This window comes from Peribacillus sp. NPDC094092 (assembly GCF_050279365.1).
GTDB lineage: Bacteria > Bacillota > Bacilli > Bacillales > DSM-1321 > Peribacillus.
In genome coordinates, this window is sequence record NZ_JBNNUC010000001.1 from 1,806,347 (window position 1) to 1,832,342 (window position 25,996).

25 protein-coding genes are annotated in these 25,996 nt (G+C 40.0%); 3 read left to right on the forward strand and 22 right to left on the reverse strand.

Translation table 11 applies throughout. The annotated features are described in order from the left end of the window. Window positions 1–3 precede the first annotated feature (3 nt). The 4 genes from ACQKNS_RS08595 to ACQKNS_RS08610 form a co-directional block, all read right to left on the reverse strand. Window positions 4–1,455, reverse strand: coding sequence for an aldehyde dehydrogenase family protein (locus tag ACQKNS_RS08595; protein ID WP_427642038.1), 1,452 nt, complete (start codon window positions 1,453–1,455; stop codon window positions 4–6). Further along, complete coding sequence (locus tag ACQKNS_RS08600) at window positions 1,448–2,530, reverse strand: aromatic ring-hydroxylating oxygenase subunit alpha (protein WP_063596645.1); 1,083 nt, start codon at window positions 2,528–2,530, stop codon at window positions 1,448–1,450. The genes ACQKNS_RS08595 and ACQKNS_RS08600 overlap by 8 nt, the downstream gene beginning before the upstream one ends. An 89-nt stretch (window positions 2,531–2,619) precedes the next feature. Further along, on the reverse strand, window positions 2,620–2,868 hold the full coding sequence (locus ACQKNS_RS08605) for a ferredoxin (protein WP_427642039.1): 249 nt from the start codon (window positions 2,866–2,868) through the stop codon (window positions 2,620–2,622). A 25-nt stretch (window positions 2,869–2,893) separates the two neighbouring features. Beyond that, a complete protein-coding gene (locus ACQKNS_RS08610; protein WP_427642040.1) occupies window positions 2,894–3,913 on the reverse strand; it encodes an NAD(P)/FAD-dependent oxidoreductase in 1,020 nt (339 codons plus the stop codon). A gap of 269 nt (window positions 3,914–4,182) precedes the next feature. On the opposite strand from ACQKNS_RS08610, the gene ACQKNS_RS08615 reads away from it, so the two are divergent. Further along, window positions 4,183–5,556 (forward strand): sigma-54 interaction domain-containing protein, encoded by a 1,374-nt coding sequence (locus ACQKNS_RS08615; protein ID WP_427642041.1) that lies wholly within the window; start codon window positions 4,183–4,185, stop codon window positions 5,554–5,556. 175 nt (window positions 5,557–5,731) lie between these two features. Here the strand turns inward: ACQKNS_RS08615 and ACQKNS_RS08620 are convergent, their stop codons facing one another. The 10 genes from ACQKNS_RS08620 to ACQKNS_RS08665 all read right to left on the reverse strand — a co-directional run bounded on the left by ACQKNS_RS08620 (window position 5,732) and on the right by ACQKNS_RS08665 (window position 15,398). Further along, window positions 5,732–6,451 (reverse strand): anti-sigma factor domain-containing protein, encoded by a 720-nt coding sequence (locus ACQKNS_RS08620; RefSeq protein WP_427642042.1) that lies wholly within the window; start codon window positions 6,449–6,451, stop codon window positions 5,732–5,734. Then, window positions 6,452–7,006 carry an RNA polymerase sigma factor gene (locus tag ACQKNS_RS08625; protein WP_427642043.1) on the reverse strand — a complete coding sequence of 185 codons (555 nt, stop codon included), beginning with the start codon at window positions 7,004–7,006 and terminating at the stop codon, window positions 6,452–6,454. A 78-nt stretch (window positions 7,007–7,084) separates the two neighbouring features. Further along, window positions 7,085–7,555 carry a COG4315 family predicted lipoprotein gene (locus ACQKNS_RS08630; RefSeq protein WP_427642044.1) on the reverse strand — a complete coding sequence of 157 codons (471 nt, stop codon included), beginning with the start codon at window positions 7,553–7,555 and terminating at the stop codon, window positions 7,085–7,087. Window positions 7,556–7,577: 22 nt separating this feature from the next. Next, complete coding sequence (locus ACQKNS_RS08635) at window positions 7,578–8,351, reverse strand: extracellular solute-binding protein (RefSeq protein WP_427642045.1); 774 nt, start codon at window positions 8,349–8,351, stop codon at window positions 7,578–7,580. Between the two features lie 413 nt (window positions 8,352–8,764). Further along, window positions 8,765–9,871, reverse strand: a complete 1,107-nt coding sequence (locus ACQKNS_RS08640) for a GerAB/ArcD/ProY family transporter (protein ID WP_427642046.1) — start codon at window positions 9,869–9,871, stop codon at window positions 8,765–8,767. A 107-nt stretch (window positions 9,872–9,978) separates the two neighbouring features. Further along, window positions 9,979–11,079: a GerAB/ArcD/ProY family transporter gene (locus ACQKNS_RS08645; RefSeq protein ID WP_427642047.1), complete on the reverse strand. Its 1,101-nt coding sequence runs from the start codon at window positions 11,077–11,079 to the stop codon at window positions 9,979–9,981. A gap of 109 nt (window positions 11,080–11,188) precedes the next feature. Then, window positions 11,189–12,289 (reverse strand): GerAB/ArcD/ProY family transporter, encoded by a 1,101-nt coding sequence (locus ACQKNS_RS08650; RefSeq protein ID WP_427642048.1) that lies wholly within the window; start codon window positions 12,287–12,289, stop codon window positions 11,189–11,191. A gap of 57 nt (window positions 12,290–12,346) precedes the next feature. Next, entirely contained in the window at window positions 12,347–12,568 is a 222-nt protein-coding gene (locus ACQKNS_RS08655) for a hypothetical protein (RefSeq protein WP_427642049.1), read from the reverse strand. Continuing rightward, the gene (locus ACQKNS_RS08660) at window positions 12,565–13,809 is read right to left on the reverse strand and encodes a Ger(x)C family spore germination protein (RefSeq protein ID WP_427642050.1); all 1,245 of its coding nucleotides are present in this window, start codon (window positions 13,807–13,809) and stop codon (window positions 12,565–12,567) included. The genes ACQKNS_RS08655 and ACQKNS_RS08660 overlap by 4 nt, the downstream gene beginning before the upstream one ends. Next, window positions 13,806–15,398 carry a spore germination protein gene (locus tag ACQKNS_RS08665; protein ID WP_427642051.1) on the reverse strand — a complete coding sequence of 531 codons (1,593 nt, stop codon included), beginning with the start codon at window positions 15,396–15,398 and terminating at the stop codon, window positions 13,806–13,808. The genes ACQKNS_RS08660 and ACQKNS_RS08665 overlap by 4 nt, the downstream gene beginning before the upstream one ends. Before the next feature lie 359 nt (window positions 15,399–15,757). On the opposite strand from ACQKNS_RS08665, the gene ACQKNS_RS08670 reads away from it, so the two are divergent. Further along, window positions 15,758–17,827, forward strand: coding sequence for a Na+/H+ antiporter (locus ACQKNS_RS08670; RefSeq protein ID WP_427642052.1), 2,070 nt, complete (start codon window positions 15,758–15,760; stop codon window positions 17,825–17,827). A gap of 353 nt (window positions 17,828–18,180) precedes the next feature. Here ACQKNS_RS08670 and ACQKNS_RS08675 read toward each other — a convergent pair whose 3' ends face one another. The 5 genes from ACQKNS_RS08675 to ACQKNS_RS08695 form a co-directional block, all read right to left on the reverse strand. Next, complete coding sequence (locus tag ACQKNS_RS08675; protein ID WP_427642053.1) at window positions 18,181–18,573, reverse strand: DUF3021 domain-containing protein; 393 nt, start codon at window positions 18,571–18,573, stop codon at window positions 18,181–18,183. A 79-nt stretch (window positions 18,574–18,652) separates the two neighbouring features. Next, on the reverse strand, window positions 18,653–19,138 hold the full coding sequence (locus ACQKNS_RS08680) for a PaaI family thioesterase (protein WP_427642054.1): 486 nt from the start codon (window positions 19,136–19,138) through the stop codon (window positions 18,653–18,655). Window positions 19,139–19,438: 300 nt separating this feature from the next. Then, window positions 19,439–21,229: a hypothetical protein gene (locus ACQKNS_RS08685; protein ID WP_427642055.1), complete on the reverse strand. Its 1,791-nt coding sequence runs from the start codon at window positions 21,227–21,229 to the stop codon at window positions 19,439–19,441. Window positions 21,230–21,266: 37 nt separating this feature from the next. Then, window positions 21,267–21,590, reverse strand: a complete 324-nt coding sequence (locus ACQKNS_RS08690; RefSeq protein ID WP_427642056.1) for a hypothetical protein — start codon at window positions 21,588–21,590, stop codon at window positions 21,267–21,269. Between the two features lie 20 nt (window positions 21,591–21,610). After that, window positions 21,611–22,795 carry a glycosyltransferase family 4 protein gene (locus tag ACQKNS_RS08695; RefSeq protein WP_427642057.1) on the reverse strand — a complete coding sequence of 395 codons (1,185 nt, stop codon included), beginning with the start codon at window positions 22,793–22,795 and terminating at the stop codon, window positions 21,611–21,613. 441 nt (window positions 22,796–23,236) lie between these two features. On the opposite strand from ACQKNS_RS08695, the gene ACQKNS_RS08700 reads away from it, so the two are divergent. Beyond that, window positions 23,237–24,073, forward strand: coding sequence for an RMD1 family protein (locus tag ACQKNS_RS08700; RefSeq protein WP_427642058.1), 837 nt, complete (start codon window positions 23,237–23,239; stop codon window positions 24,071–24,073). Between the two features lie 179 nt (window positions 24,074–24,252). Here ACQKNS_RS08700 and ACQKNS_RS08705 read toward each other — a convergent pair whose 3' ends face one another. From ACQKNS_RS08705 to ACQKNS_RS08715, 3 genes are all read right to left on the reverse strand, one after another. Continuing rightward, window positions 24,253–24,735 (reverse strand): GNAT family N-acetyltransferase, encoded by a 483-nt coding sequence (locus tag ACQKNS_RS08705; RefSeq protein ID WP_427642059.1) that lies wholly within the window; start codon window positions 24,733–24,735, stop codon window positions 24,253–24,255. A gap of 185 nt (window positions 24,736–24,920) precedes the next feature. After that, on the reverse strand, window positions 24,921–25,490 hold the full coding sequence (locus tag ACQKNS_RS08710) for a YdhK family protein (protein ID WP_427642060.1): 570 nt from the start codon (window positions 25,488–25,490) through the stop codon (window positions 24,921–24,923). Window positions 25,491–25,705: 215 nt separating this feature from the next. Next, a complete protein-coding gene (locus tag ACQKNS_RS08715; RefSeq protein ID WP_427642181.1) occupies window positions 25,706–25,813 on the reverse strand; it encodes a hypothetical protein in 108 nt (35 codons plus the stop codon). Window positions 25,814–25,996 lie beyond the last annotated feature (183 nt).

The window sequence follows — 25,996 nt, forward strand, 5'->3', positions numbered from 1 at the left end:
TTTTCAGTCTTGGTTCCAAACGACCAGCTTCATTTCGGTCATTTCTTCCACAGCGTATTTAATGCCTTCACGACCAGTCCCGCTTTCTTTGACTCCGCCGTATGGCATTTGGTCGACACGATAGGTCGGCACATCATTGATGATCACACCGCCTACATGCAATTCCCGTGATGCGTACAATGCGTTTTTCACATTGTTTGTGTATATCCCTGCCTGCAAGCCAAAACGGGAATCATTCACTAGGTCAATCGCTTCTTTCACTGAACCCACTTTATTTACAATGACAACCGGAGCAAATGCTTCCTGGCATGAAACTTTTAGCGTATGATCCGCTTCTGTAATGATTGTCGGTTCAAGAATGTCACCCTGCAATTTCCCTCCAGCTGCAATCGTTGCCCTACTGCCTTTAGTTTCCTCAATCCAGCCCAATACACGGGCCGCTTCCCCTTTGGAGATTAAAGCGGAAATATACGTATCCGGATCCAATGGATCGCCAATTCTAAGGTTTTTGGCCGCAGCAGTGAATTTTTCGACAAACTTTTCATACACCTCTTCATGTGCATATACACGTTGCAAAGAAATACATACCTGCCCCTGATTGGAGAAAGCACCCATGATGCAACGATCGATAATTTTATCGATATCTATATCTTTATCAATAATTAAAGCCGAGTTCGAGCCAAGTTCAAGCGTGGTCTTTTTCAGACCTGCTTTGTTGCGGATTCCGATTCCAACGCTTGGGCTGCCTGTGAATGTAATCATGCTCACCCGATCGTCTTCTACAATCGCTTCTCCGACCGTGCTGCCCGGGCCTGTCACTACATTTAATACGCCAGAAGGGAGTCCCGCCTTTTCAAAAATTTCTGCGATGAAAAGTGCGGACAGCGGAGTTTGCGAAGCTGGCTTCAAAACAATGGTGTTCCCCGCAGCTATTGCCGGTCCGACTTTATGCGCCACTAAATTCATCGGGAAGTTAAATGGGGTGATAGCACCAATGACCCCGATCGGCTCTCTTAGCGTATAACCAATTCGGCCAACACCGCCTATCGCTGCATCAAAAGGAATTGTTTCACCGTGAATCCTTTTAGCCTCTTCAGCCGAGAACTTATACGTTTCGATGGTCCTTCCAACTTCCGCTTTTGCGAACATGATCGGTTTGGCTGATTCACGGGAAATGATTTCTGCAGCTTCATCTGCATTTTCCATTAATAACGCGACTGCCTTCTCCAATATATCCGCCCTTTGATAAGCGGGCATTTTTGCCATGACTTCACGCGCATCGTAGGCGGCTGCAATCGCCTTTTCTGTCAGCTCTTTATCCGCCATGGCAATTTGGGCGATTTCTTCTCCGGAAAAAGGAGAATATAGCGGGGCATAGTTTTCCGTTTCGACTTTTTCGCCATTGATCATCAGATATTGTTTCATCGATTTAAATTGATTCGCTAATTTACTCATTTAGGGCCTCCAATACCATTTCATGAAATTGAACAATTGCTTTTTCCGAAGAAGAATATCTACCTTTGTTAAAGGCACGGGAGCGGAAACCGATTTGTTCCAGCTCCACAAGTTCCACATCTTCTTGTCGGACTTGTTCGGCAAACGTAACTAGATCTTTCTCTTCCTGAGTCAAATTCTCATCGCGGAAATAATATGTGTAAACAGCCAAAGTCGTTTCGTGATCAATCGGAACCATTTGAATGGTTGCCATATTTCCGGGACCTGGATAAATGGTCAACATCAAGTTAGGCCAAAGCCAGAAAAAGGATCCCCCCTGCATTTCCGCCTGATTTAAATCGACCGTTCCGTAATTTTTGTCCGGTTTAACGATTGAACCTTGCAGTGAATAGTTATCGCAGGTAATGATTTGGTAATCATCCATATCGAGCGCCGCCACAAAGCTTGGATGTGCTACATGGCAATGGTCACATTCTAAATAGTTATCTATGAACGCTTTCCAGTTTGCCTTAATCACCCTCGTTTTTTGACTGGTTCTTTTTAACTCACTTAAAAACGGATATTTACTTAAACGGTCAAAGAAATCGCCGTAGGATTCGCTAAGCGGTTTTGCATGATCATCCAAGTTTACAAAAATTAAAGATTCCAAGATTTCCATGCGAACGGAGCGTAAACAGGCATCTTGTACACAAGCTTCATCTTCTCCTTTAAAATTCGGCGCTTTGTTCAATTTCCCATCCAATTTGAATGTCCATCCATGGTAACTGCATTGTAAAATTTTCTTCTTGCCTGATTCACTTTTTTCAAGCTTAGTGGCACGATGCGGACAAACGTTATAAAAAGCGCGAATCACCTCATCCTGGCCGCGGTTCACTATGATTGGCTCGTTGGCTACTTCTGTCGTAAAGAATGATCCCACTTTTTCCAATTGGCTGACATGACCGACAAGCTGCCAAGATTTAGAGAATACTAGATCGATTTCCTTTTCGAGAACTTTCGGATCCGTGTATTTGTCATATGTCAATGTTCTTTCAAATGTACGATTTGTTACATTTTCCACCTTGTTATAAGCCATCTTCATTTCCCCCTAAAAAATGATTACTAGCATCCCTGCCATGCTAGCTATTAAAATTTGATATGTTTTAATTGACCAGACCTTCCGCTTCAACCGGCTGACACTGGTATATTGGCGAAAGGTTCCTTCGCCAACTTAATAGAATCTGTCGGACAACCATCAAATGCATCTTCCAAGTCTTCCTCCAGGTCTTCGGAAACTTCAGTTGTTCCTGTGTTGGCATCCAGGATTGAAAAGGCGATTCCTTCATCGTTATAATCGAAAATCTCCGGTGCAGTCGCTCCGCATGCCCCGCAAGCGATACATGTCTCCTGGTCAACCATTGTGTAAGTAGCCATGCGGTTTCCCTCCCCCTTCACATAATTAAACGGACGCTGTGCTTTTCTCTTTTCCTCCCATTGTGCTCGTGCTGTGCAGCGGCTGAACTTTCGCACTTGGGTCGATATGAACTTTTGCATTACTCACTGCTGTTGGAGCTTCACCGAACCCGCTGGCAATCAGCTTCACCTTACCTTCGTACGTGCAAATATCTCCTGCTGCAAATATGCCTTTGATATTCGTCTCCATTTTGGAATTGACGACGATGGAATTGTTTTCGATTTCAAGACCCCAATCCTTTATTGGCCCTATTGATGATACAAATCCGTAATTGACAAGAACGTCATCGACGCCCAATTCAAACAGTTTTCCACTCTTCGCATCCGTCACAATCACTTTTTCTATCTTTTCATCCCCGATCAGTTCGACTGGGAGATAAGGAGTCAAGACCTCCACCTTTGATTGTTTCAAACGCTCTACACTGTGTTCATGGGCACGAAATTTATCCCTGCGGTGGATGAGTGTCACTTTTTTGGCTATCGGTTCAAGCATTAGCGACCAATCGACCGCCGAATCACCGCCGCCGAACACAACCACTTTCTTATCAGCGAATTGACTCATATTCTGGACGAAATAATGTAGGTTGGCACTTTCAAATCTTGCCTCGCCTTCGATTTTTAGTTTCCGAGGCTGGAATGCCCCGTTTCCAGCAGTTATGATTATCGCTTTCGTGTAATGTGTTTCTTCGGAAGTCGTAATGGCAAACATCCCATCCGAAGTACGAACAATGGTCTCTACAGATTGATTAAGACAAATATCCGTTTTGAATTGACCCATTTGTTCCAGTAAACGATCGATGAGCTCTTGGGCCTGGATTTTCGGGAAACCTGCAATATCATAAATGTATTTTTCAGGGTACAAAGCAGATAGCTGTCCCCCCAATTGAGGGAGACTTTCAATGATTTTCACTGAAGCTTGGCGCATCCCCGCATAAAAAGCGGTGAACAAACCAACCGGTCCTCCCCCGATAATAGTGATGTCAGTGACTTCATACTTTTCTTCCAAATTCATTCCTCCCTAGATGTCTTTCCGCTATGTTCAGATGTCGATTCATGCAATAATTAATGACATGTAAACCTAGCGCTTCGTCAATTTCACGAATTGATAATTTAATATAATGCAATATCCGTGCCAGCCTCGAGAAGCACCCATAATAAACAAAATATTTAGAATTCACTTTGAAAACGCTGTCACACCGAGTTATAATTAACTCAAAATTGATAAAACGTTATTCGGAAATCACTCATTCCCTTTTGAAAAGAGAGGATTAACTTATGAAAAGCACGGATTCTACTGAAAGTGTGGAGATGACGCTCCAAACTCTATTAAAAATTCTTGATCATTCCTCAGATGAGATTTTCGTCCTTGACGGCGAAAAGCGAATTCTTTACGTCAACAAGGCATGTGAGCGTCATTATGGACTGAAACCTACTGATGTCATCGGCAAATATAATGTGGACTTATTTGAAAAAGGGTACTGGAAGCCCTCCATCGTGCCTGAAGTATTTAAAAGGAAGAAGCCTTGCTACATGAAACTGCAAACGTATATTGGGACTGAATTGATGACATCTGCGATTCCAATTTTAAATGATGCAGGGGAAATTGAACTGGTCGTCACTACATCCACAGAAACCCAAACCTATAAAATGCTAAAAGCAAATGAAGCAAGTGGTGAGTCAAAAATCACTCATGACGATGATGAAACGGGGAGATTCATAACTAATAGCGGTAAAATCAACCGCATCCTCACTTTTTGTGAAAAGGTGGCACCGACTGATTCCACGATTTTGATCCAGGGGGAATCTGGGACGGGAAAAGGTGTGCTTGCCCATTTCATCCACCGGATCAGTAAGCGGAAAAGCAAACCTTTCCTGACAATCAACTGTGCAGCCATTCCGGAAGAACTGCTCGAATCCGAACTATTCGGCTATTCAAAAGGTGCCTTTACAGGTGCAAATAAAACTGGAAAACGAGGATTGATTGAATCCGCAGACGGCGGCACTGTTTTTCTTGATGAAATTGGGGAAATCCCCCTCTCTCTGCAGGCTAAGCTTCTCCAAGTAATCCAGGACAAACAATTCATTCCCGTCGGCGGCAGTGAATTGAAAAAAGTCGACATCCGCATCGTCGCTGCAACAAACCAGAACTTAATAGAAATGGTCAATGATAAAAGATTCCGGGAAGATTTATTTTACCGTTTGAATGTGATCGATATTCAATTGCCTCCATTGCGAGAACGTAAAGAAGATATCATTCCCCTTACGTACAATTTTTTAAATAAGTTCAATGAAAGATATCATGAAAATAAAGTCATTTCGGAAGAGTGCTTGAACCTATTAATCCATTATTCATGGCCTGGCAATGTACGCCAGCTCGAAAACTTGATTGAAAGGTTGGTCTTAATAAGTGACTCCGTTATCCTGATGTCCGACTTGCCTGAGATGATAACAGAGAACGTTGAACAGGTCACACAGATTGATCTCCCCACTTCTCTCGATAAAGCGATCGATGAAACGAAACGGATATTGATCAGGAAATCTTACCAAACATATAAATCATCAAGGAAAGTCGCGAAGGACCTTTCCATCAGCCAAACGAAAGCCTCAGCATTGATCCGGGAATACTGTGGGGACTTAATGAATAAATAGGTACCATGAAGTCAACATGCTTGTTATTCGTTGCTAGTGTGATGGTAAACACTATTCCAATTGATGTGGGCTTCCGTTGTAAATCGCAACTTCTTCTTGTTTAAATCACTTGGCTATTCATTTCAGGTCCGAACAGAAAATAAGAGACTTCCCCTTTGCGGGAAGTCTCTTATTTTTAAGATCCTACTATTTTTTCACCTCTCGGCTTTGTACTATTTGAATCTGGTTCTCTTGTGATGCCAATTTGATTGAATTTATCATTACTGGACAGTTTGTATGTCAAGGATCCTGTACCGGCTTCATCAGGCTTGAAAGTACCTGCATTTGTCCGTTTTCCATCTTTCAGCAACCACACCTGATACACCTCGGACTCTTGAAGGCTAGGCAAATTCTGAAGATGAACGATTAGCTTTCTTTCTTCACCTTGCTGTAAAATGTATGCAGCACCGTCCGTATTCATATTTACCGCAGTCTTATCGGCAGGCTGCAAAGATAGCGACGTTTTAACCTCCATTGGCAGATTGTTAGCTGCAAGTTCTTTTTTCAGTTGAATATTGGAATATAACAACACAAACGCCAAAACCAGTGCGCCCAGCAAGAGACCTGAAGTGACTGGTGTAAACTGCTTAAAGAAAAAACTACTCCAATTCTTTTCCCTTTTCACCTGAACTTCATCATCAGTCTCAAAGACAAAATTCATAACCTCTGATTTCAGGGAAGAAGAAGGTTCTATTTCTTCGAAATCCCATTTCAATGAATTCCAGGCTTCTGTCATTTGTTCATACTCCCTAGTGCATTCAGAGCATTGCATTAAGTGTTCCGTGAATGCTTTTTTTTCTTTTTCTCCCAGTTCACCCGATAAAAATGAAAGCAGGTTAGCGCACTCTGTATTCATTTACAAACCACCTACTTCCAAATACTTTTTCAACAATTTAAGCGACTGGTGAAGTCTGCTCTTGATGGTACCAATCGGTTCATTTTCAATTTTGGCAATTTCCGTTAACGAGTACCCTTTCCAATACAGTAAATCAATCAGCCTTTTTTGCGGCTTGCTTAACTTACTTTTTGCATTGGCAATTTCACTGTGTAAAAGCCCATTTTCTATATCATTAATAGGATCTTCTATGTCCATTGGATGACTCATGTCCATGTGTTTGTTATTCCGGATATGAACGCTGTCTTTACGGACATAATCCACACACACATTTCGTGTAACGGTCAAAAGCCAGCTAACAAAGTGCCCCTTTTCGGAATTGTAACTGCTTTTTGTGGTCCAGAGCTTTAAAAAGACCAACTGCACAATTTCCCTAGTTTTTTCAGCATTTCCATTTGTGAACTTAAAAATATAACCATAAATTAATTTAATATGCCGGTCATAAAGTTCTTCCAGAGCAGGACGATGCTTTTTGATTACTAATGCCATCAATTCCTTATCAAGTTTTTCTTTCAATCGCACCTGCAACTCCTCACAAGTAAATTTGGAAAAAACGTATAACGGGAACGACCATAAGCGGTCGTCCCTTTATTCTTATTTTGGAAAAACTGTCTTGTTATTTACAATATACCAAACATTTTTAACACCTTCGCCATTGACATCTCCGGCTGCCTTATCATTCACAAAATAATAAAGTGGAAATCCTTTGTAGGTTACCTGCTCTTCCCCTGTATCTTCCCTTTTAATGGTTCCAAAATCTTTTTCCTCAAATCCTTTAGGGACGGTAAAATCCCTTTCCATGAACGGAGGCCATTTATCGAGACAATCACCCATGCAATTGCTTTTTCCTGATTTATCATTCTTGAAAAAGTAAAGTGCCTTTCCCTTGGAATCAGCCAGGTATTCGCCTGTCTTTTCACTTTCCAATAATTTTAGGGACACTGCTTTTTCATCGGCAGTACCACTAACCACTTGATCATTTCGAGGTGAATCATCAGCTTCATTTCCACATGCCGCCAAAATCAGGACCATCATAAATACTGAAAATACCATCCACTTTTTCATATACTCTCACTCCTCATAAATTTTACTTCCAGCCCCATTTTTGAAATACTTGATGGGATTTTTCCGTTTTAAGATAATCAATGAACTGTTTTGCTTGTTTCTTGTTTTCACTCATGCTTGTTATGCTTACCGGGGTCCCTCTATAGAGCTTGTCTTCTTCAGGAAGTTGAACCAGGTCCGTCACATCCGCCAGACGGTAATGCCAGGATGCATATGTAATCCAGGCATCCAATTCAGAATTTGCCTTCCATAGATCGATAGCTTCTGCACTGGACTTCACTGAAATGGCAATGTTCCTGCTAATTCCAGGGATCAATCCTTTTCTTCCGGCCAAATCTTCCCATAGCCCCAATTGCCCGGCCCCATTAACATCTACAATCTTTACGCCCTTCTTCGTTAAATCCTCCAATGACTGGATATTTTTTGGGTTTCCTTTTCTAACCAGAATTCCTGCTGACCGTGCATACAATTCTGTACGTTTTTTTTCATCAAGGACCTCCGGATGATCATGCATGAATTCAGTCAGCATATACTCGGACCCTCCATAAATGATATCCGCATCCTGTTTGGCTTGATCAATCCATTTTTCTTCTGGTCCCGCTGTAACTTCAACTTTTATCCCCGTTTCTTTGGTGAATCGTTCCGCCACTTCCTTGATGGGTCCAAGAGGGCCGCCTGGACCGTATACTTTTACGACATCGTTGACAGCTTGTCCCCGTTTCGAACCCATTTCCGGTGAAAACCCTAACAAGACTGCCATCAATGATATCAATCCGACAAAAATGACCTTTTTCAAGTCTTTCTTCTCTCCCTTCTAAAAAGCCTTTGTACTATAGATAACGGGACAAACTTCCAAACGGTTTGAAAAAAGTCGTGAATTATTTTAAACTTTCTGCAAATTATATCTGATGAAATCCAGTTATTTACTTTTTCTCATAACAAAAAAACCATTCGAAAATGGAATGGCTGCAGACTTTGGACAAACTCCATAATAATTGAGTTTGTCTACTATTTGGCTTTTAAAATTTGACGTTTTGGAACGTAGGGGCACTTGCTTTCCACGGGCGGTCCTCCCTTGGTCACGCTTTCCCTCAGAAGTCTCGTACACTTCGTTCCAATCCACTTTGTTTTACAATTAAAATAGAACTCCTTCTACCTGGTTTTATGCATATACTCTTTCAAGTTCCTTAAACCAAGTGGAAGAAAAGATTAGCTTGATTTGCTTCCACTTCTCTGACTATTTCTTTTACTAATCATGGCAATCACCAACAATAACAAAGGAATGATCGTTTGCATCAAAATTCCTTGTATGGGGAAGACGTTGATACTATTACGATTGACTTCCATAGAGCTAGGCATTGACCACAAACTGAATATCACAATCAAAATACCTATCGGCCATACAACAGGACGATAGTCGGAGAGATTCAGCCACTGCGCTGTACCTAAAGCAGATGCATAATAAAAAACGGAAATTTTCACAAACGCCCCCACTATCCATACCGCCATGACGGCGGACTCCACATGTTCAAAAAAGTCGGCCAAACTGATGTTTCGAGATACACTCATCAAGGGGTAAAGCTTTGTGGATGTTGTTGACCCGAGTACAAAAAGAACTATAAGATTCACCACAATTAACGTCATCATTACGGCAAACACAGTCATCATCCCGGATTTCATCCCTTTTTTCATATCGGTTAAAAAAGGGAGGAGAAAAATGATCAGGAAAAACTCGCTGAACCATCCAGCCGGTACAATCGAACCCTTGATTGGAGGCATGATTCCATTCCCCAATATCGGGAATATATTCTTAAATTCAAGATCAGGGATCAGTAAAAGGATTAAGATAAAGATCGGGAAAATGAAAACAGGTACAAACAATTCGGCAGCTCTTCCCAACATCTCAATCCCTCCGCGTACGATAAATGCACAGAGGAGTGTCATCGATGCCATGATCACACTAATCGGGGTACGGACCAGAAAAGAGCCGACAACAAATTCTGCGTAGGCTCTTAGGATTAGCCCCGTGTTCTGGATATAAAAAAACAAGAGTAAAAAACCGAAAATCCCCCCCGGAATCCGACCAATGATCTTTTCACTGAATTGGATGACCGTTTGTTTTGGATAAAGTTGGTGCAGTTTATAAGTGATATACACCGTCAGAAACCCTATGATCGCAGCAAAAATTGGGGATAGCCATAAATCAGTTTTGGCATATTTCGCTGTGATGCTGGGAACCCCGAGAATAGCTGTTGCCACAATCGTCGGATACATCATGAATGCCATCTGTAAAGCTGAAATTTTACCTTTCTCCATCATCTTCCTCCTTTCTGTGATCGTATGTAAATTTAAAATCACGCAGCCCACTGATAGATTTACTTTTTCATAAACTCTTCACGTCTAAAAAAAGAGATGCAATCCCTTCAGTTGGTTTCGGTTCCTTTACGATTTCTTTTCCTTACAACAGCAATCACCAACAATATCAGAGGAATGATCGTTTGCATCAAAACTCCATGAAAAGGGAAGGCGATGATATCATATCGACTGACATCCATAGCGTTAGGATACGACCAAAAGCTGAATTCTACAATCAATATACCTATCGGCCAAACAACAGGACGATAGTCGGAGAGATTCAGCCACTGCGCGGTACCTAATGCAGCCGCATAATAAAACACGGAAATTTTGACAAACGCCCCTACTATCCATACCGCCATGATGGCGGACTCCAAATGTTCAAAAAAGTCGGCCAAACTGATGTACCGAGATACATTCATAACAGGATAATTCTTCGTTGATGTTGTTGACCCGAGTACAAAAAGAACCAAAAGATTCACCACAACTAACGTCATCATCACGGTAAAAACAGACATCATCCCGTATTTCATCCCTTTTTTCATATCGGTTAAAAAAGGGAGGAGAAAAATCATCAGAAAAAACTCGCTGAACCATCCACCCGGTACAATTGAACCCTTGATTGGAGGCATAATTCCGTTCCCCAATATCGGGAATATATTCTTAAATTCAAGATCAGGGCCCAGCAAGACGATTAAAAGGAAGATTGGAAAGATAAAAAAAGGAACCAATAATTGGGCAGCTCTCCCCAACACCTCTATCCCTCCGCGTACGATAAAGGCACAGAGGAGAACCATCGATGCCATGATCACGCTAATCGGGGTTTTGACCAGAAAAGAATCGACAATAAAATCTCCGTAACTTCTTAGGATTTGCCCTGTGATCGGGATATAAAAGAACAAGAATAAAAAACCGAGAATTTTCCCCGGAATCCGACCGATAATCTGTTCGCTGAATTGGATAACGGTTTGTTGCGGATAAAGTTTGTGCAGTTTATAAGCGATATACACCGTCGCATACCCGATGAGTGACGCCAAAATGGGGGAAAGCCATAAATCTGTTTTGGCATATTTGGCTGTGATGCTGGGAACCCCGAGAATGGCCGTTGCCACAATCGTCGGATACATCATGAATGCCATCTGTAAAGCTGAAATTTTCCCTTTCTCCATCATCTTCCTCCTTTCTGTGATAGTATGGAAATTTGAAAACACGCAACCCACTGGTAGATTTACTTTTTCTTAAACTTTTCAAACTTATTTACAAAGAGATTCAATCCATTCAGTTGGTCCTGCCCTTTGGACGAGTTCTTTTCCTTACAACAGCAATCACCAACAATAACAGAGGAATGATCGTTTGCATCAAAATACTTTGTAAAGGGAAGACGTTGACATCATTACGACTGACATCCACAGAGTTAGGCAACGACCACAAACTGAATATGACAATCAAAATCCCTATCGGCCATACAACAGGACGATAGTCGGAAAGATTCAGCCACTGCGCTGTACCTAAAGCGGATGCATAATAAAAAACGGAAATTTTCACAAACGCCCCCACTATCCATACCGCCATGGCGGCGGATTCTACATGTTCAAAAAAGTCGGCCACACTGATGTATCGAGATACATTCATCAAGGGATAAAGCTTTGTGGATGTTGTTGACCCAAGTACAAAAAGAACCGTAAGATTCACCACAATTAACGTCATCATCACGGCAAACACAGACATCATACCGGATTTCATCCCTTTTTTCATATCCGCCAAAAAAGGAAGAAGAAAAATGATCAGGAAAAACTCGCTGAACCATCCACCCGGTACAATCGCACCCTTGATTGGAGGCATCATACCATCCGCCAATACCGGAAATATATTCTTGAATTCAAGATCAGGAATCAGCAAAAGGATTAAGATACAGAGTGGAAAAATGAAAACAGGTACAAACAATTCTGCAGCTCGCCCCAACACTTCTATTCCCCCGCGTACGATGAACGCACACAGAAGCACCATCGATGCCATGATCACACTAATCGGGGTACGTACCAGAAAAGAGCCGACAACAAATTCTGCGTAGCCTCTAACGATTAGCCCCGTGTTCTGGATATAAAAAAACATGAGTAAGAAACCGAAAATTTTCCCCGGAATCCGACCAATGATCTTTTCAGTGAATTGGATGACCGTTTGTTTTGGATAAAGTTGGTACAGTTTATAAGCGATATACACCGTCAGATACCCTATTAGCGCAGCAAAAATTGGGGAAAGCCATAAATCTGTTTTGGCATATTTCGCTGTGATGCCGGGAACCCCGATAATAGCCGTTGCCACAATCGTCGGATACATCATGAATGCCATCTGTAATGATGAAATTTTCCCTTTCTCCATCTGCTTCCTCCTTTCTTTATTAGTATGGATTTAATCCCGTAACACCCACTAATAGACTCACTTTTCCATAAACTCTCCAAATGGCCTGAAAAGAGTTTCCACCCATTGAGTGGGTCCTGACATCTGTGGGAGATTGAACATGGACAGGACCAAGCCAGCGAGGAGCAGTGTAAGAAATGCCACTTTATCTTTTTTAGGATTTTGTTTCATTTTCGGCCATTCAAACAAAATGATTAAAGCTACGATCACGGTTGTACAAATAAAGGCCCCCCATCTCACTTGTCCTTCACCTCTTTTTCAGACAAACCCGCCGGTTTGTTTATATAGCCCTGTCTTCGAATATGAGCCGCAACATCAACTTCCACTTCCATTTCCGCGAATATCTCATCCCAGTGGTTACCTACCTTATTAAACTGTTTAGGATATTTCCTATAGAAATCTTTACCCAACCCTAAAATGTCCGCTTTCTTATCCTGAGTATGCAGAAAAGTCATCTCGATGCGTTTTTCTATATCTTTTTGATATTCTCGTTCTGCAGCTTTTAGAGATTTTGGATCTGAAAGGTTTAAATTCGTTCCATTTTGTATAACAGCTCCGTCTGTATTTATCTTCACCAACATTTTCCATTCACCGTTGATAATTTGCGGAATGATCTTGACTTTGGCTGACACAGGACTTAAAGATATCTCCCCTTTCACCCCTGCGGGTTTTATGGTCACGGTGTATGATTCCACTTCATCCCTTAACCACAATAGCCCTCTCGTTTCCTTTTCCGTCATCGTTCCAGTCATTTTATCTTTTTTGAACACGGCTGTTCCGACAATGTAAGGAATTCCCTGTAATTTCGTTTGCCCTTTTTCTGGTGGCAATATTTTAACGACTGGAAGTGCGGCAGCTTGAGGCCTACCGGTTAACATTTCATCTAAATCCTGTAGTGTGACCAGCATCCCAATATGTAAATCAGATAGTTCTCTAAGCACTTCCCCTGAATAGTTTTCAAGGGGTGGCAAAGATTCAAGGATCGGCTTTGCTTCCCCTTTGCTGACATACACATTTGCTTTCTCTCTTGGCTGGGGATGGCGCAGCAAAAAATCCAGCTGCTCTTGAATTCCTTCTTTTGCTAACTTTTCTCCGAATACAAATACTTTACAATGTCCCCAAAATACTTTTCGCGGAAGCTTGCTTTGAAGCTTAGACAATGCATCTGAAATATTGGAGCCTTTTTCATGTCTCACCATTGTCGTAACCCCGCTCCCCCCTTGACTGCTCCCTCCTTGACCGCCTCCACTGCTTATTGAACTTGGAATAAAGACTTGGACGGAAAGTTCGATTTGATTATTACCCTTCTTATCGATGGCAGCAGCTGTGACAATCGCTAAATCAGTGATTTCAATTCGATCCCAACAACCGCTTAGAAAAGGGGTCGTTCCACAAATAACGAGCAAAAGAAGGACGCTTTTCATGAAATGATGCCTCTTTCCTTTCTCCAATATCCTTTTTCGCCTCCAGCTATTATTCACTCCGTTTCACTCCCCCTCTTTGGATTTGGTCTCTGTTCCTGGGCTTGACGGTATACATTAGAATCCCCTGTGAGACGCGGGCGTGCATTCATCTTCCACCAAGGTGCTCTCCACAGCACATCTTTCAGCTCTTTACCTTTTAACGGTGCCAGTGGCGTTAAGTATGGAACGCCAAAGGAACGTAAGCTGCATAGATGAATGACTATGGCGATGATTCCCATCATGATGCCAAGCAGCCCTAATGTACCGGCAAGCAGCATCATCGGAAAACGCAGCATCCGGAAAGCAATTCCAGCAATATAACGAGGCATCATAAAAGAAGCAATTCCCGTAATCGCAACCACAATGACCATTGGCGCTGAAACCAACCCCGCTTGTACGGAAGCTTGACCAATCACTAGCGCTCCAACAATGCTGACGGCAGAGCCTACCTGCTTCGGCAAGCGAACCCCTGCCTCTCTTAGTGCTTCAAACGTAATTTCCATAGCCAATGCCTCTACTATTGCAGGAAAAGGGACCGATTCCCGGGATGCTGCTACGCTTAGCAGGAGTGCAGTTGGGACCGCCTCATGATGGAACGTTAAAATAGCAACATAAAGTGAAGGAAGCAAAAGAGATAATCCCATAAAAAAATAACGTAACCAACGGATAAAAGTGCCTGCCATGAAACGTTGGGCATAATCCTCTTGTGATTGAATCAAAGAAAAGAAGGATATTGGTGCGATTAAAGTAAAAGGGGTTCCTTCTACAAGAATGACAGCCCGTCCCTCCAGCAAGCTGGCACAGGCTACATCCGGCCGTTCTGTTGACATGATCTGAGGGAAAGGAGAAAATGGATTGTCCTCGATCATTTCCTCGATGTACTCGCTTTCTAAAATACCGTCTATTTTAATTCGTTCCAACCGAGTTGTAATCTCTTCAATCAGTGTTTTATCCGCAAGTCCATCAATATAAGCAATTGAAACATTCGTCCTGGTAAGCGTTCCGATCTTCATCGATTTTATTTTAAGGGCAGGACTTTTAATAATGCGTCGCAATTGTGACGTATTTACCTCTAAAGATTCAATAAATCCCTCTCGTGACCCCCTAACTCCCCCCTCTGCAACAGGTTCTTCAATCGCACGCTTTTCCCATTTGGACAATCCTAAAGAAAATCCATCGCTTCCCCCCTCATATAGAAGGATCGGGTTTCCAGAGGAAATAGATTCAATGCAATCCGCCAACAAATTCACTTTTACCACTTTAGGAACGGGCATTTTATGTTCAATAAACTCATTTAATGGGTGTGGTTCTTTTAATGACTCTTGCATGAGTGGAGATAGCACATATTGCTCTATCGCCTCGATGTCTGAAAGTCCCGCAATGTAAATGAGCATCGCCCGCGTCTTTCCGAAAAGAAGGAAAGAGCGGAACATGACATCCGAGCAATCATCATAAACAGAACGAAGTGTTTCTACATTTTGACTGAAATTCGCATCAAGTGAATCCGCAGGCATGGAATCTAGGTAATCATTTTGTACCAGGGATTTTTTTTCTTTCTTTTTTCTTAACAATTTGCCAACATTACGAATCAAGCTGGTTACCCCCATTTTTTTGCCTGTCGCTCTTACTCCATTTTTCTATGTTTCTTCATTAAGGGTATTTTATACAGAAAATCCTGATCCCGGCATAAACTTAGTTTTCATCTAAGCAGTTGATTAAAACGTAAACATTTGTGAAATCCTGTTTGTATTTACTGGCTATGGGGTATATCAAAAACCGAGGCTACAGGTTCGTCGAAAATATCGTCTCTCTATTTATTTATATTGACCAAGATATGCAAGGCCATAAAGTAGGGGATACTTTTTAAAGGATGGATATTCGCTTTAAAATACCTCTGCTTTTTTATCTTTTTCATAGAAGTTTCATGGGCAATCCGACTAAAACATTAGCAGATAAGGGAGATTCTATGTCATTCTTAATCACATTGCTCGGATTATTAGTTTCCACAATAATCGCTACAATATTAAATGCCAAATGGACTCGTATTCCACTACCGATATATCAGATATCCATGGGGGCAGTGCTTTCATTATTGCCATTTCAATTATCGTTGGATTTTCATTCAGAATTATTCATGATCTGCGTCATTGCCCCGCTGCTCTTTACAGAAGGAAAAAATACGTCCCGTAAAGAAATGCTTGAATTACGTAAACCTATTCTGTTATTGGCGTTTGGGTTAGTATTTGTGACCGTTTTCGCAGGAGGATTTTTCATCCACTGGTTAATACCCGATATGCCGATGGCTGTTGCTTTTGCTTTAGCAGCCACGATTACCCCTACGGATGCCGTAGCGGTACAATCCATTACAAAAGGGTTGAAATTGCCCGGAAATATGATGCCCATCCTTGAAGGTGAATCACTTTTCAATGATGCTGCCGGGATCGTTGCCTTTAAAGTTGCCCTTACAGCTGCCATAACTGGAGTATTTTCTATAAAAGATGCTTCGCTAAATTTTATATTTGTAGCTTTAGGCGGTATCTTTATAGGTATCCTATTGGGCTATTTAATCGTTAAATTACGGTTATTTTTACGGGTTCATGGACTTGAAGAAATCTCCATGTCCATTGTTATTGAATTGATCACGCCTTTTGCCATATATATGGTAGCTGAGGAATTCCATGTATCCGGAATCTTGGCAGTGGTTGCTGCAGGTGTAATTCATGGCATCGAGCGGGACCGCCTTCAGAGTTCCACAACTAAATTGCAAATTGTATCAACCAATACATGGTCTGTATTAGGTTATGTTTTGAATGGGCTTGTATTTGCTTTATTGGGATTCATGTTGCCGAGTGTTTATAAGGAGATTGAGTCCGACTTAAATAGGGGTAATCTTTTTGGGATAAGTGTTTTGATTGTTCTTTTATTATTGGTGATCCGTTTTATTTGGGTATACATTTTGCATGATACTTTTACGAAAAACAGGGTGAATCCATTAGAGCAATTCATCATGTCAAGGGTTCACCCCGAAGATAGCAATGACACCGATGAGGAGAATGTTTCACGATCACGATTTGCATTTTTAACATCCGTTAGCGGCATTCATGGTACCATTACATTGGCTACAGCTTTATCCATACCATATTTCATGCCAGATGACACTTTATTCCCGATGCGTAATACAGTCTTGTTTATCGCAGCTTGCGTCATATTGTTAAGCGTCCTATTGGCTACGGTTCTCTTGCCATTACTTGTAAAGACACCCGTTGAATTCAAAGATGAACGCCTAACACCTGAAGAGGCTTATAAAATTGTTTTAAATAAAACGATCGAGCAGCTGAGCAAAGAAGCAACCATCGATAATCAGAAAGCTGTCCATCAAGTTATGGAGGATTTAAATGAACAGCTGATAGATTTGGAACGGGGAATAACGAATAGACCGGATAATCGGACAATACGCGATTTAGTGGAGCTAGGTGCCAACAAGGAGTTGGAGGTCGTTTCTGGACTAGTCGAAAAAGGGACTATATCGGAAACAGCCTTTGAACTTTATAAAGTATATATTTCAAGAACCTTGAATTATATGCAAAAATCTTCGCTGAAAAGGGCTTGGATCAATTTGCAGGCCATTCTTTTCAAGAAAAAGATCAATGTAAAATGGGATAAGAAATGGGAAGCGAAATTAAAGGACTCCATCGTTAAAAATGCTGACCTGATACGGGAGTTCCGTAACGCACAAAAGGAAGCTTCAAAGGAAGCTATTTCATTGATCAAACAACAAACTACACCTGAAAACCGTCATGAAGTCATGCTTGTCATCCAAAGATATAATCGTTATTTGAATCCATTCGGAACATTAAGTGAAAAAGAAGCTAATCGCTTTGAAGAGATGGTGAATCATTTTCAGTTGAATGCGAAGCAAATCGAACGTGATATCATCCAGCAGATGGTTGAAGATGAGCAAATATCCATGCAAACAGCGACTGAACTTAGACAACATTTAATCTACGATGAAATGTTAATGATAGAAAGACGATAAAATATAAGGAGACACCGATACAACAGGGGCGGTGTCTCTTTATTTAAATCCAAAGGGGAGCAAACAACTGGGGGAATACACAAGAAAAAGGATAATAAGGGCTTTCATGGAAAATAGAAGACTTTAGTTGTTGGTACGGTATCTTCATGGCGTTTGTTCCCATTATCTTTTTGGTGTTCTTGATGGTCAAATGGTAAGTTAATCGTTTTGCAGCTTTAACGTTTGTTTCAATTGAACCTACTGCAGTTCATGCAAACATCATGAAGCCTGTGGGTTATTTGAAAATGCCTTTCCTGACGGTTTATTATTTTCTTGCGGTTCAGCTTCACACCACTCTAACTGATAATCCGCGCTCAATTCCTTCTTTCATCAAGTCCATCATTCAATATTTTCATTTGGAAGCGAAAGTAGAGATAGAATATTGTCCAAATGATCATATAAAATGGTATAAAAACCCCAATTCCTATGGCTAATCCTTTTAAACTGAATGGAATCCAGCCAACAAAGAAGGATAATAGGAAGTAAAGAATGCTGACAGTCAGGAAGTGCAGAATGGTTTGAGCTGACAAACTCCATTTTTCATTTTCAAAGAAGAGTGTTGCCGTGCTGAAGAACCAGCCACATAATAGGCAGCCTATCGCATTTTTCACAAATATTCCACTGTCCAATGAACCCCCAAAAGCAATCACCCCAGCTACATGCCACTTTATAGCGATAACATGCTTGAAAAGGTTACTCAGATACACTAAATAACCGTCCAAATAATTGGACGGTCCTTTGATATAAATCTAATTCCAATTTTAAATGCGTTTACATTGATTAAGATCACTCTTTGCTCGTAAAAGTACTTGGCATCACAACAGCGATTACCTCTCCACGGGCACAAAGTTTATCGATGGCAAATACCTCTGTTTCGATTCTCCATTTCTTAGGATGAATCTCATGAACCGTCCCAACGGCTATTAATGGCACATCATTTGGGGTTGGCTTTACGAACTCCACTTTCAATGAAGCTGTCACGAACCTGGGAGGCTCCACTCCATCTCCAACTTCATGACCATTTTTACGATGCAATGCAATAGCAGCTGAACCAGTTCCATGACAATCAATTAAAGATGCAATCAAGCCTCCATAAACAAATCCTGGAATTGCGATATGCTCTGGACGCGGTGTATAAATTGTCTTTGTTTGCCCGCCTTGCCAACCCGTTCGAAAATGGTGACCATCTTTGTTTAAGCGGCCACATCCATAACACCATGCAAATTCATCTGGATAATCATCTTGAATGGCTTTTAGCACATTCTCCTCCATCATCCCGCCTCCCTTTTCAGAATATTATAACACCATTAAAGGATAATCGGTCTATTTGGGTAATTGCTGAAAGATTAGCTTTTTTGTAAATTCGAGATTCTTTAGTAAGTTTTAATTTTCATGGAATAGTAAATTGATTCAGCTATATATATACACTTTGGAAATTCACAACATGCATAAAAAGTTTGTAAGGATCCCTTCCTTTCACTCTATAAAAATGGCAAAAGCCCTGTAAACATGCAGCAATCAGGAGCTTTCCTTGGACTAATCTATCATTAAGAAGTGTCTGCCATTGCCTTATTAGAAATTAAGCCTTTTTCTTAAATCCCAATACTTGAATGTCATTTTACCCATTTTCGATTTCGAAAGTGAATCATATTTACGTCCAAGTGCTAGGTTTTGTTTTTCTAGCTTAGCAATTTGTTTAAGCTGAACTGTGTTCAGTTTTTTTAATTGCTTTACTTCTTTAACCAATTCTTTATTTTTCACTTTAGTTTCATTGTTTTTATTATTGACAATTGCCCGTTCTTTTATTGAAATTTCCACATCTTTTGGTTTTAATTTAGGATGGCCATTGGTTTCGAATCCTATGGTTTTTAAATATGGCATGTTATTTTGAAAATTTTGTTCAAAGTTTCCATTACTTTTATGAATGTGGAGAAATGTATAACATCCAGCTTTTTCCGCTGAAATGATTTGACCATACCCAGACAGTTTAAACATTTTTTCAACTCGTTTTATTTCTTCGGGTATGTTTTTGACAATATAGGTGAAAATTTCGTCAACATTAAACTCTGCAGGCAATTTTTTCACTTTTTTTGATGGTGCACGCTTATTCAGTTCATCAAAGTCATCTTCATCAATATAAAATATATTCGCCCTTTCATTTACATAATCTGTAATACGCTTACTCCATAATAGTCCTTGCAATTTTTTTATTGCTTCCGAAAATAAAAATTGCCTGCTAACTTGATACATTCGTTGTGCCGCAAACTCATATATATCCTTATTACATAGGGCTAATTTGACAGCGTCACGGAAATCCTTCTCAGTAACAGCATATAACGGGTAATCTTCGCCAAAAAGCTTTATATGCATTTCGGTTGGATTCATTATTACAGCCTTCCTTAGGATCCCATACTCCAATAGCTTTGTGGACAATTCCAGACTGCTGTCCATTTCCTCACTTCTCCAGGTTATCCCAATATCACTGTTCACGATCAATTGTTGGGCATTCTCCCTTGTCAATGCCCCGTACCATGTAAGCCCAACTGTATTTTTAAGGAGGTATGCCGCTTCTTCCTTAAACTGAGAATCATCTTTAACCCATTTGAATTTATCCCCCGCTACATCAAGTGATAGATTCGGAATCTCGCGTTTTAATTCTTTAAAAGCAGTAATGATAGGAATTGTCTTCCAATCCGGATCGAATTTCCCTGTATAAACAAGTTTGTTTTTTAACAGGGTCTGCCCTTCTGCCGATTCAACGTTCGGTATCATCGGTGTAAGCAGGGAAACTTTGTTATTTTCTTTATTCAAATTAAGAATCTCAATGACAAATTCGCACATCTCTTCTGTTTGACATAAGAAATATGCACACTGATCATATATATTTTTGATGCTCTCGAATTTTTCTTCATTAACATCCTGACCTATGTGAGTCAAGCCTGTAGCATAAACTAATGTATTCTTTATGATATGCTTATGCTTTGCTATTTTTTCAACAGTCTCAATGCTTCTTACAAATAGCCAATCATATCCCTTTTGACTCCAATAATGAGAAATGAGCATTTCAGCTATATCAAAATCTATGACACCTTTTTTTACCCATTCATTATCGTTTGCTTCAAAAAAAGGATCAACAAAAGGATTGAGAATGGTTATATTATCAAATTTCTCAAGAGGCTGAATTAAGATATCACGTTTGACCGGGCTAGCTAAAAGTAAGTCAACTTCGATGTTGGAATCTAACGCAATGGTCGATGCTAAGGAAGATAAAAATACTGCAGATCCATCCATTGAATTCATGTCAATAAAGCCAAATAGAAGCACCTTCATTTTTTTGTTTTCAATTAGTTCATGTGAATTCAAAGTTTTCACTCCAATGACTGAAATCTGATCTGAATCTTTATTTTTTTATTTGTTCTTTAATAGATGATTTAAGCGCAAGATATTTTAACGTGAATTTGCCTGCATATGTAACGTTGAATTTGTGTTCTAATAACTTAAGTCTTCGCATTTCTTTGTTAAGCTTAATATTTTCTATTTGGGCAAGCTTACTTTTTTCCAACTCTTCCCGCAGCATAATATTTTCTTTTGTAATATGCTCAATTAGCTTTTGTTTTTCAGCGCCATTTCCCTCTATGAGCTCCAATGTCATGGACATCATGTCTTTCATTTGTAATTCAAGTTCCTCATACATAGTTTTCCAATATTCGTTTCGTTCGTCCATATTGAAAAAACTCCCCTCATTTAACCTTGGATAATCTCCAATTCTCTTTTAATAACAACATCCACTGCGCATTTTTCACGAATCGACTGAGAAGCTTGTTTTGACACTCTTAAAAATACGTCCGAGTTGTAATATAAGCGCTCTATTGCATCGGCAATTTCGATAGGAGATTCAGGTTTTGTTAGAAGGCCAGAAACGTCGTGTTTTACGAATTCCGGGATTGCCGTAATATCTGTTGAAATCGGCACGAGCCCACTCGACATTGCCTCACACATAGAAACCCCTTGAGAATCCAAACGAGTCGGGCAAAGGAAAATTCCATACTCCTTATGTAATGCAGCGATTTGCTCCTGAGATAGGAAACCTTTATGAATCGTTACATTCTCAAAATCCCGGATTGGCTCAACGGTTTGATCGAACAATTTTCCATCACCATAAAATGCAAATTCCAACTTATCGAAATATGGTCTCTTCGACAGTTCCAGCACCGCTTTCACCGATAAATCATTTGCGTATTTTCGTGAAGCGTATGGTCTGATTGACAGGACTTTTGTCCGCTTTTCAACGGGCTTTTCCATAAAGGTAAACAGATTATCATCTATTACATTAGGAATGATTACTGAATTTTTCGATTCCGCCCTTGCGTCACATTCCGCAATATGTTCTTTGAACCATTTGGAAATATGAACAAAGGTTGTATCCAATTCATTCGTTTGATAAAACCAATTCATAAAAGAAAGCTGTTCTACATAATAGTCGTCCGACATTTCAAGTATCTTCCTCAAGCTTTCAGGGCTTTCAAGAAAATTAAACCATCTTCTATGCCATGCCTCCGTTTCAAATCCATGTATCCAGGTGATAATCGGTAAATCTGTGTTCGTTTCTTTTATCGCTTGTACCATTTTGGGATTAACAAAATGAATGAGCGCTTTTTTATGTGCTTTATGATTTAAGAAAATGCGCAGATGATGTTCAGTTCCTCGATAAACAGGCACATCTTCATACGTATACTTTTCTGCCTTTTTATAGGCAGGATGCAAAACAAAGACATCAACCTTCAAACCCTCATCCAGATAGGCCTTGACTCTTCGGTGGATAAACCCATTCCGATATAACTGATCTTCATGTGGATAAGCATTCGTAATGATTACATATCTATCTTTTTCACTAAATGTAAGCTCATATAGATTTATAGATTCCTCCATTTTTGTTCACTCCTACTATTCAGTCATCTTCAATCAGCCTGCTACTTATCTATAAATGAAGGATTATTAGAAGACCCTTTTCCAATCACTTTTAAAACCGTCAATCGATTATAACAAACATGTATTACTGAACATTGACGTCAATATGAGGATTCTGTAAATAAAAGTAAAGTTTTCATGAACTTTTATATGTTTTTGTTAAGTTTCAGTAATGACATAACTGGGAGGATCAGCATTCTTATAATCGCCCTTCTTCCATATAAACGAGTGTATTAGTGCAGAGCATAAAACCCAAAGCTTGGACTTGATTATCTATTATATCCTTTATGGTTTAGGGACCAATCAGTAAACTTTTTCTGCCTTCAAGAATTATTCAAGCATGTTTTTGTAAGAATAGAATAGAATCGAAAAAAGACCAATTTGCTGAAGAGAGTGATATAGATGGAACCAATTACCTTTAAAGCATGTGCAATCACTAATGAAATTGATTTGAACAAAATCGCCATTCATTGCGGCATCCCTAAAAAGTTCACATGGGAAGAGCCTTTAATCCTTAAAGGCGATATTCTAAGTTCCATCCTTCATAAAAATGTGGATGTTTCGCAACAGGTGCTGGTTTTTTCCTTTGGCAGCATTGTCTTCATCAATTACTCACACGCGGATGAGATTAAGGAATTTTCATCCTTTATCCATTCTTTCGAGCCGGACATTGATCTCGTTAATGTGGATAGATATACAGACGATTACAGCCTTCACTTCAGTGAAACTGAAAACATCAATTTGACAGACGAATTTGTAGTTGTGCCTAAATATGAATTTTTCTACCCTGAATTAATTTCCACTATTCTCGCAAAATCGGTGGCACTTGAAAAAACTGAGGAACAGCTCGGAAAAATCCACGACAAGCTCGAATCCATGATAGACCGATTGGAAAAAGGCAAGCTGAGAATCGGCAACAAGGAACTAGCGAGGACGACGGCAAAAATCGTACGTCACGAGTACAATACCCTAGCGTATATCATGATTCTGGATAAACCTGATATTACATGGACAAGCAGCATTGCCGGCGAATTTTATGACCGCATGCTTGATTTTTTTGAATTGAATGATCGTTATAAAATCTTGAAAAGTAAAACCGAAATTTTATATAACATCATGGATGGGTTTTCTAACATCAGCCATTCGATCAGGGGACTATTCGTTGAATGGATCATTGTGATTCTCATTGTCTTTGAGATTGTTCTCACGATTTTAGAAATTGTAGGATGGATACCATGAATTCTGAACATAGAGTTCCCAAATTAATGATGAAAGTATTCCAGCATGGTAGGTTGGATGGATTAACCTTTCCAAAAAAATAAGCATCATTAAGATGCTTATTTTGCGTTTAACCACTCTTTCATTTTCCAACTCGTTCCACTGCGCTCTATACACCCCGGAAGTTATCTAAAGCTCCCTTAATCCAGAGCGAAATGGAAAATAAATTCCTCCCCTTCTTCCCCGTTAAATCTGTATCCTTTGTCAACGAAACCAGCCTTTTTATATAAATTTATCGCTGGAACGTTCGAATGATGCACGGTTAGAATAATTTCATTTTTTTCTGGATGACTTAGTTTGATCATCTCAGGCAACACTTTTAAAGTCTTAAAAGCCAGCCCCTTTTTTTGATGGCGTAAATCCAAGGAGAATGATTTAAAAAGAACCGCATTCTCATTACTTGTATATCGATTTCCCGCTTTATCCGTATATAAGGCAAAACAACCAACCAAATCCTCATCCAAATAAATGACCATGGGGAGGTTATATTCATCCTTCCTGAAATCTTCGATAACTTTCAAGGGTAAAGAAGTATAGATTGCTTGCTCTATAGGTAAACAATAGTTACTCAGCGCCTCATGGTCATTTTCGATAAAAGGTCTAATGGTTAATCCAGTCACCATACTTGAACCCCTTTTCACATTTTGATAAATCCATATTAACAGATACTAAAGTTTTACAATCCACTACAAACAATAATCTTCAAGAAAGTTTATTCACACAAAAAAGGAATGGCTTTTTTGCCATTCCTTCAGACTATAGATAAACTCGAAGAATGCGAGTTGTTTAATAAAATCATGAAGTTCAATCATTCAGACGCTGATAATTCACTTTCCGTTACCCATTTATGGTTCTTCACTTTTTCTCCCCCCGTAGTCGGCGTGAAATCGACCATATAAACAGTCGTTTTTTCAGCAGATTCAACTTCAGCGACTGTCCCGTTCATTCCTTCCATATGTGAAGCATTTACTGTGACCTCCGCTCCGGGTTCATACGTCTTCTTATCTGCATTTTTGATTTCTTCATGTATGATCCATTTATGATTTCCCACTTTTTCTCCGCCAGTTTCAGGCGTATACGAAATTGCATAAGCAGTCGTATCATATGCACCCACTATTGTTGCTTTCGCCCCCTTCATGCCTTCCATATGACCTGATTCGATAATCGCTTGACTTCCAACTTCATAGGTTGGATTTTCTGCAGCCTTTAAACCTTCTGGAACATCACCCGAGCTGGAATGGTTCATATCCATTTCACTATGGTCCATGTCTTCTTTACCTTCTTCGTTTTTATCATCGCTGTTGGAACATGCGCCAAGGACTAAAAACAGCGCTGCTACTAATGATAGGATGAAAGGCAATTTTGTTCTTTTTTTCATATTGAATAAAACCTCCTTTATGATTGCAAACATCATAGCAATTAAATATGCAGAAAATATGGAGTAACTCATGGCAAAAGAAACGGTGCCCCATACATTTTTTGTAATAGTCCCGTGCCTGAATTTAGCCTGATAGCATTAATATGAAAGGTCTGAAAAAAGAAGACCCTTTTCTGCAGATAGACAAGTTACCTTTCTTTGGCTAAGCAGATTATTTAGCCACCACAATCGCTACTTTTATCGCTATTCGACTTTTCTTGCAGAAACTTTTTGAATTGTTCTTTTGTAACATCCGATTTCATTGCCAATGTTACTAATTCCAGCCATTCGGCAGGAAGATTTTCATCAAAATCCTTTAAATCATCATCTCTTTCTTGTTATTTTCAGTTTATCGTAAGGTGCAAATTTTTTTCGATAGTTGTAAAACTATATTCGGAATATCATTATAGTTTATCCCAATCATCCATAGCTGCATTTTAGTGTAAATTTAATAAGTCTTAACATGT

Coding starts and splice junctions, on each gene's coding strand:
- ACQKNS_RS08595 (WP_427642038.1), bottom strand. CDS start 1,455: ATGAGTAAATTAGCGAATCAATTTAAATCGATGAAACAATATCTGATG.
- ACQKNS_RS08600 (WP_063596645.1), bottom strand. CDS start 2,530: ATGGCTTATAACAAGGTGGAAAATGTAACAAATCGTACATTTGAAAGA.
- ACQKNS_RS08605 (WP_427642039.1), bottom strand. CDS start 2,868: ATGGCTACTTACACAATGGTTGACCAGGAGACATGTATCGCTTGCGGG.
- ACQKNS_RS08615 (WP_427642041.1), top strand. CDS start 4,183: ATGAAAAGCACGGATTCTACTGAAAGTGTGGAGATGACGCTCCAAACT.
- ACQKNS_RS08620 (WP_427642042.1), bottom strand. CDS start 6,451: ATGAATACAGAGTGCGCTAACCTGCTTTCATTTTTATCGGGTGAACTG.
- ACQKNS_RS08630 (WP_427642044.1), bottom strand. CDS start 7,555: ATGAAAAAGTGGATGGTATTTTCAGTATTTATGATGGTCCTGATTTTG.
- ACQKNS_RS08640 (WP_427642046.1), bottom strand. CDS start 9,871: ATGGAGAAAGGTAAAATTTCAGCTTTACAGATGGCATTCATGATGTAT.
- ACQKNS_RS08645 (WP_427642047.1), bottom strand. CDS start 11,079: ATGGAGAAAGGGAAAATTTCAGCTTTACAGATGGCATTCATGATGTAT.
- ACQKNS_RS08650 (WP_427642048.1), bottom strand. CDS start 12,289: ATGGAGAAAGGGAAAATTTCATCATTACAGATGGCATTCATGATGTAT.
- ACQKNS_RS08665 (WP_427642051.1), bottom strand. CDS start 15,398: ATGGGGGTAACCAGCTTGATTCGTAATGTTGGCAAATTGTTAAGAAAA.
- ACQKNS_RS08670 (WP_427642052.1), top strand. CDS start 15,758: ATGTCATTCTTAATCACATTGCTCGGATTATTAGTTTCCACAATAATC.
- ACQKNS_RS08680 (WP_427642054.1), bottom strand. CDS start 19,138: ATGGAGGAGAATGTGCTAAAAGCCATTCAAGATGATTATCCAGATGAA.
- ACQKNS_RS08690 (WP_427642056.1), bottom strand. CDS start 21,590: ATGGACGAACGAAACGAATATTGGAAAACTATGTATGAGGAACTTGAA.
- ACQKNS_RS08695 (WP_427642057.1), bottom strand. CDS start 22,795: ATGGAGGAATCTATAAATCTATATGAGCTTACATTTAGTGAAAAAGAT.
- ACQKNS_RS08700 (WP_427642058.1), top strand. CDS start 23,237: ATGGAACCAATTACCTTTAAAGCATGTGCAATCACTAATGAAATTGAT.
- ACQKNS_RS08705 (WP_427642059.1), bottom strand. CDS start 24,735: ATGGTGACTGGATTAACCATTAGACCTTTTATCGAAAATGACCATGAG.
- ACQKNS_RS08710 (WP_427642060.1), bottom strand. CDS start 25,490: ATGAAAAAAAGAACAAAATTGCCTTTCATCCTATCATTAGTAGCAGCG.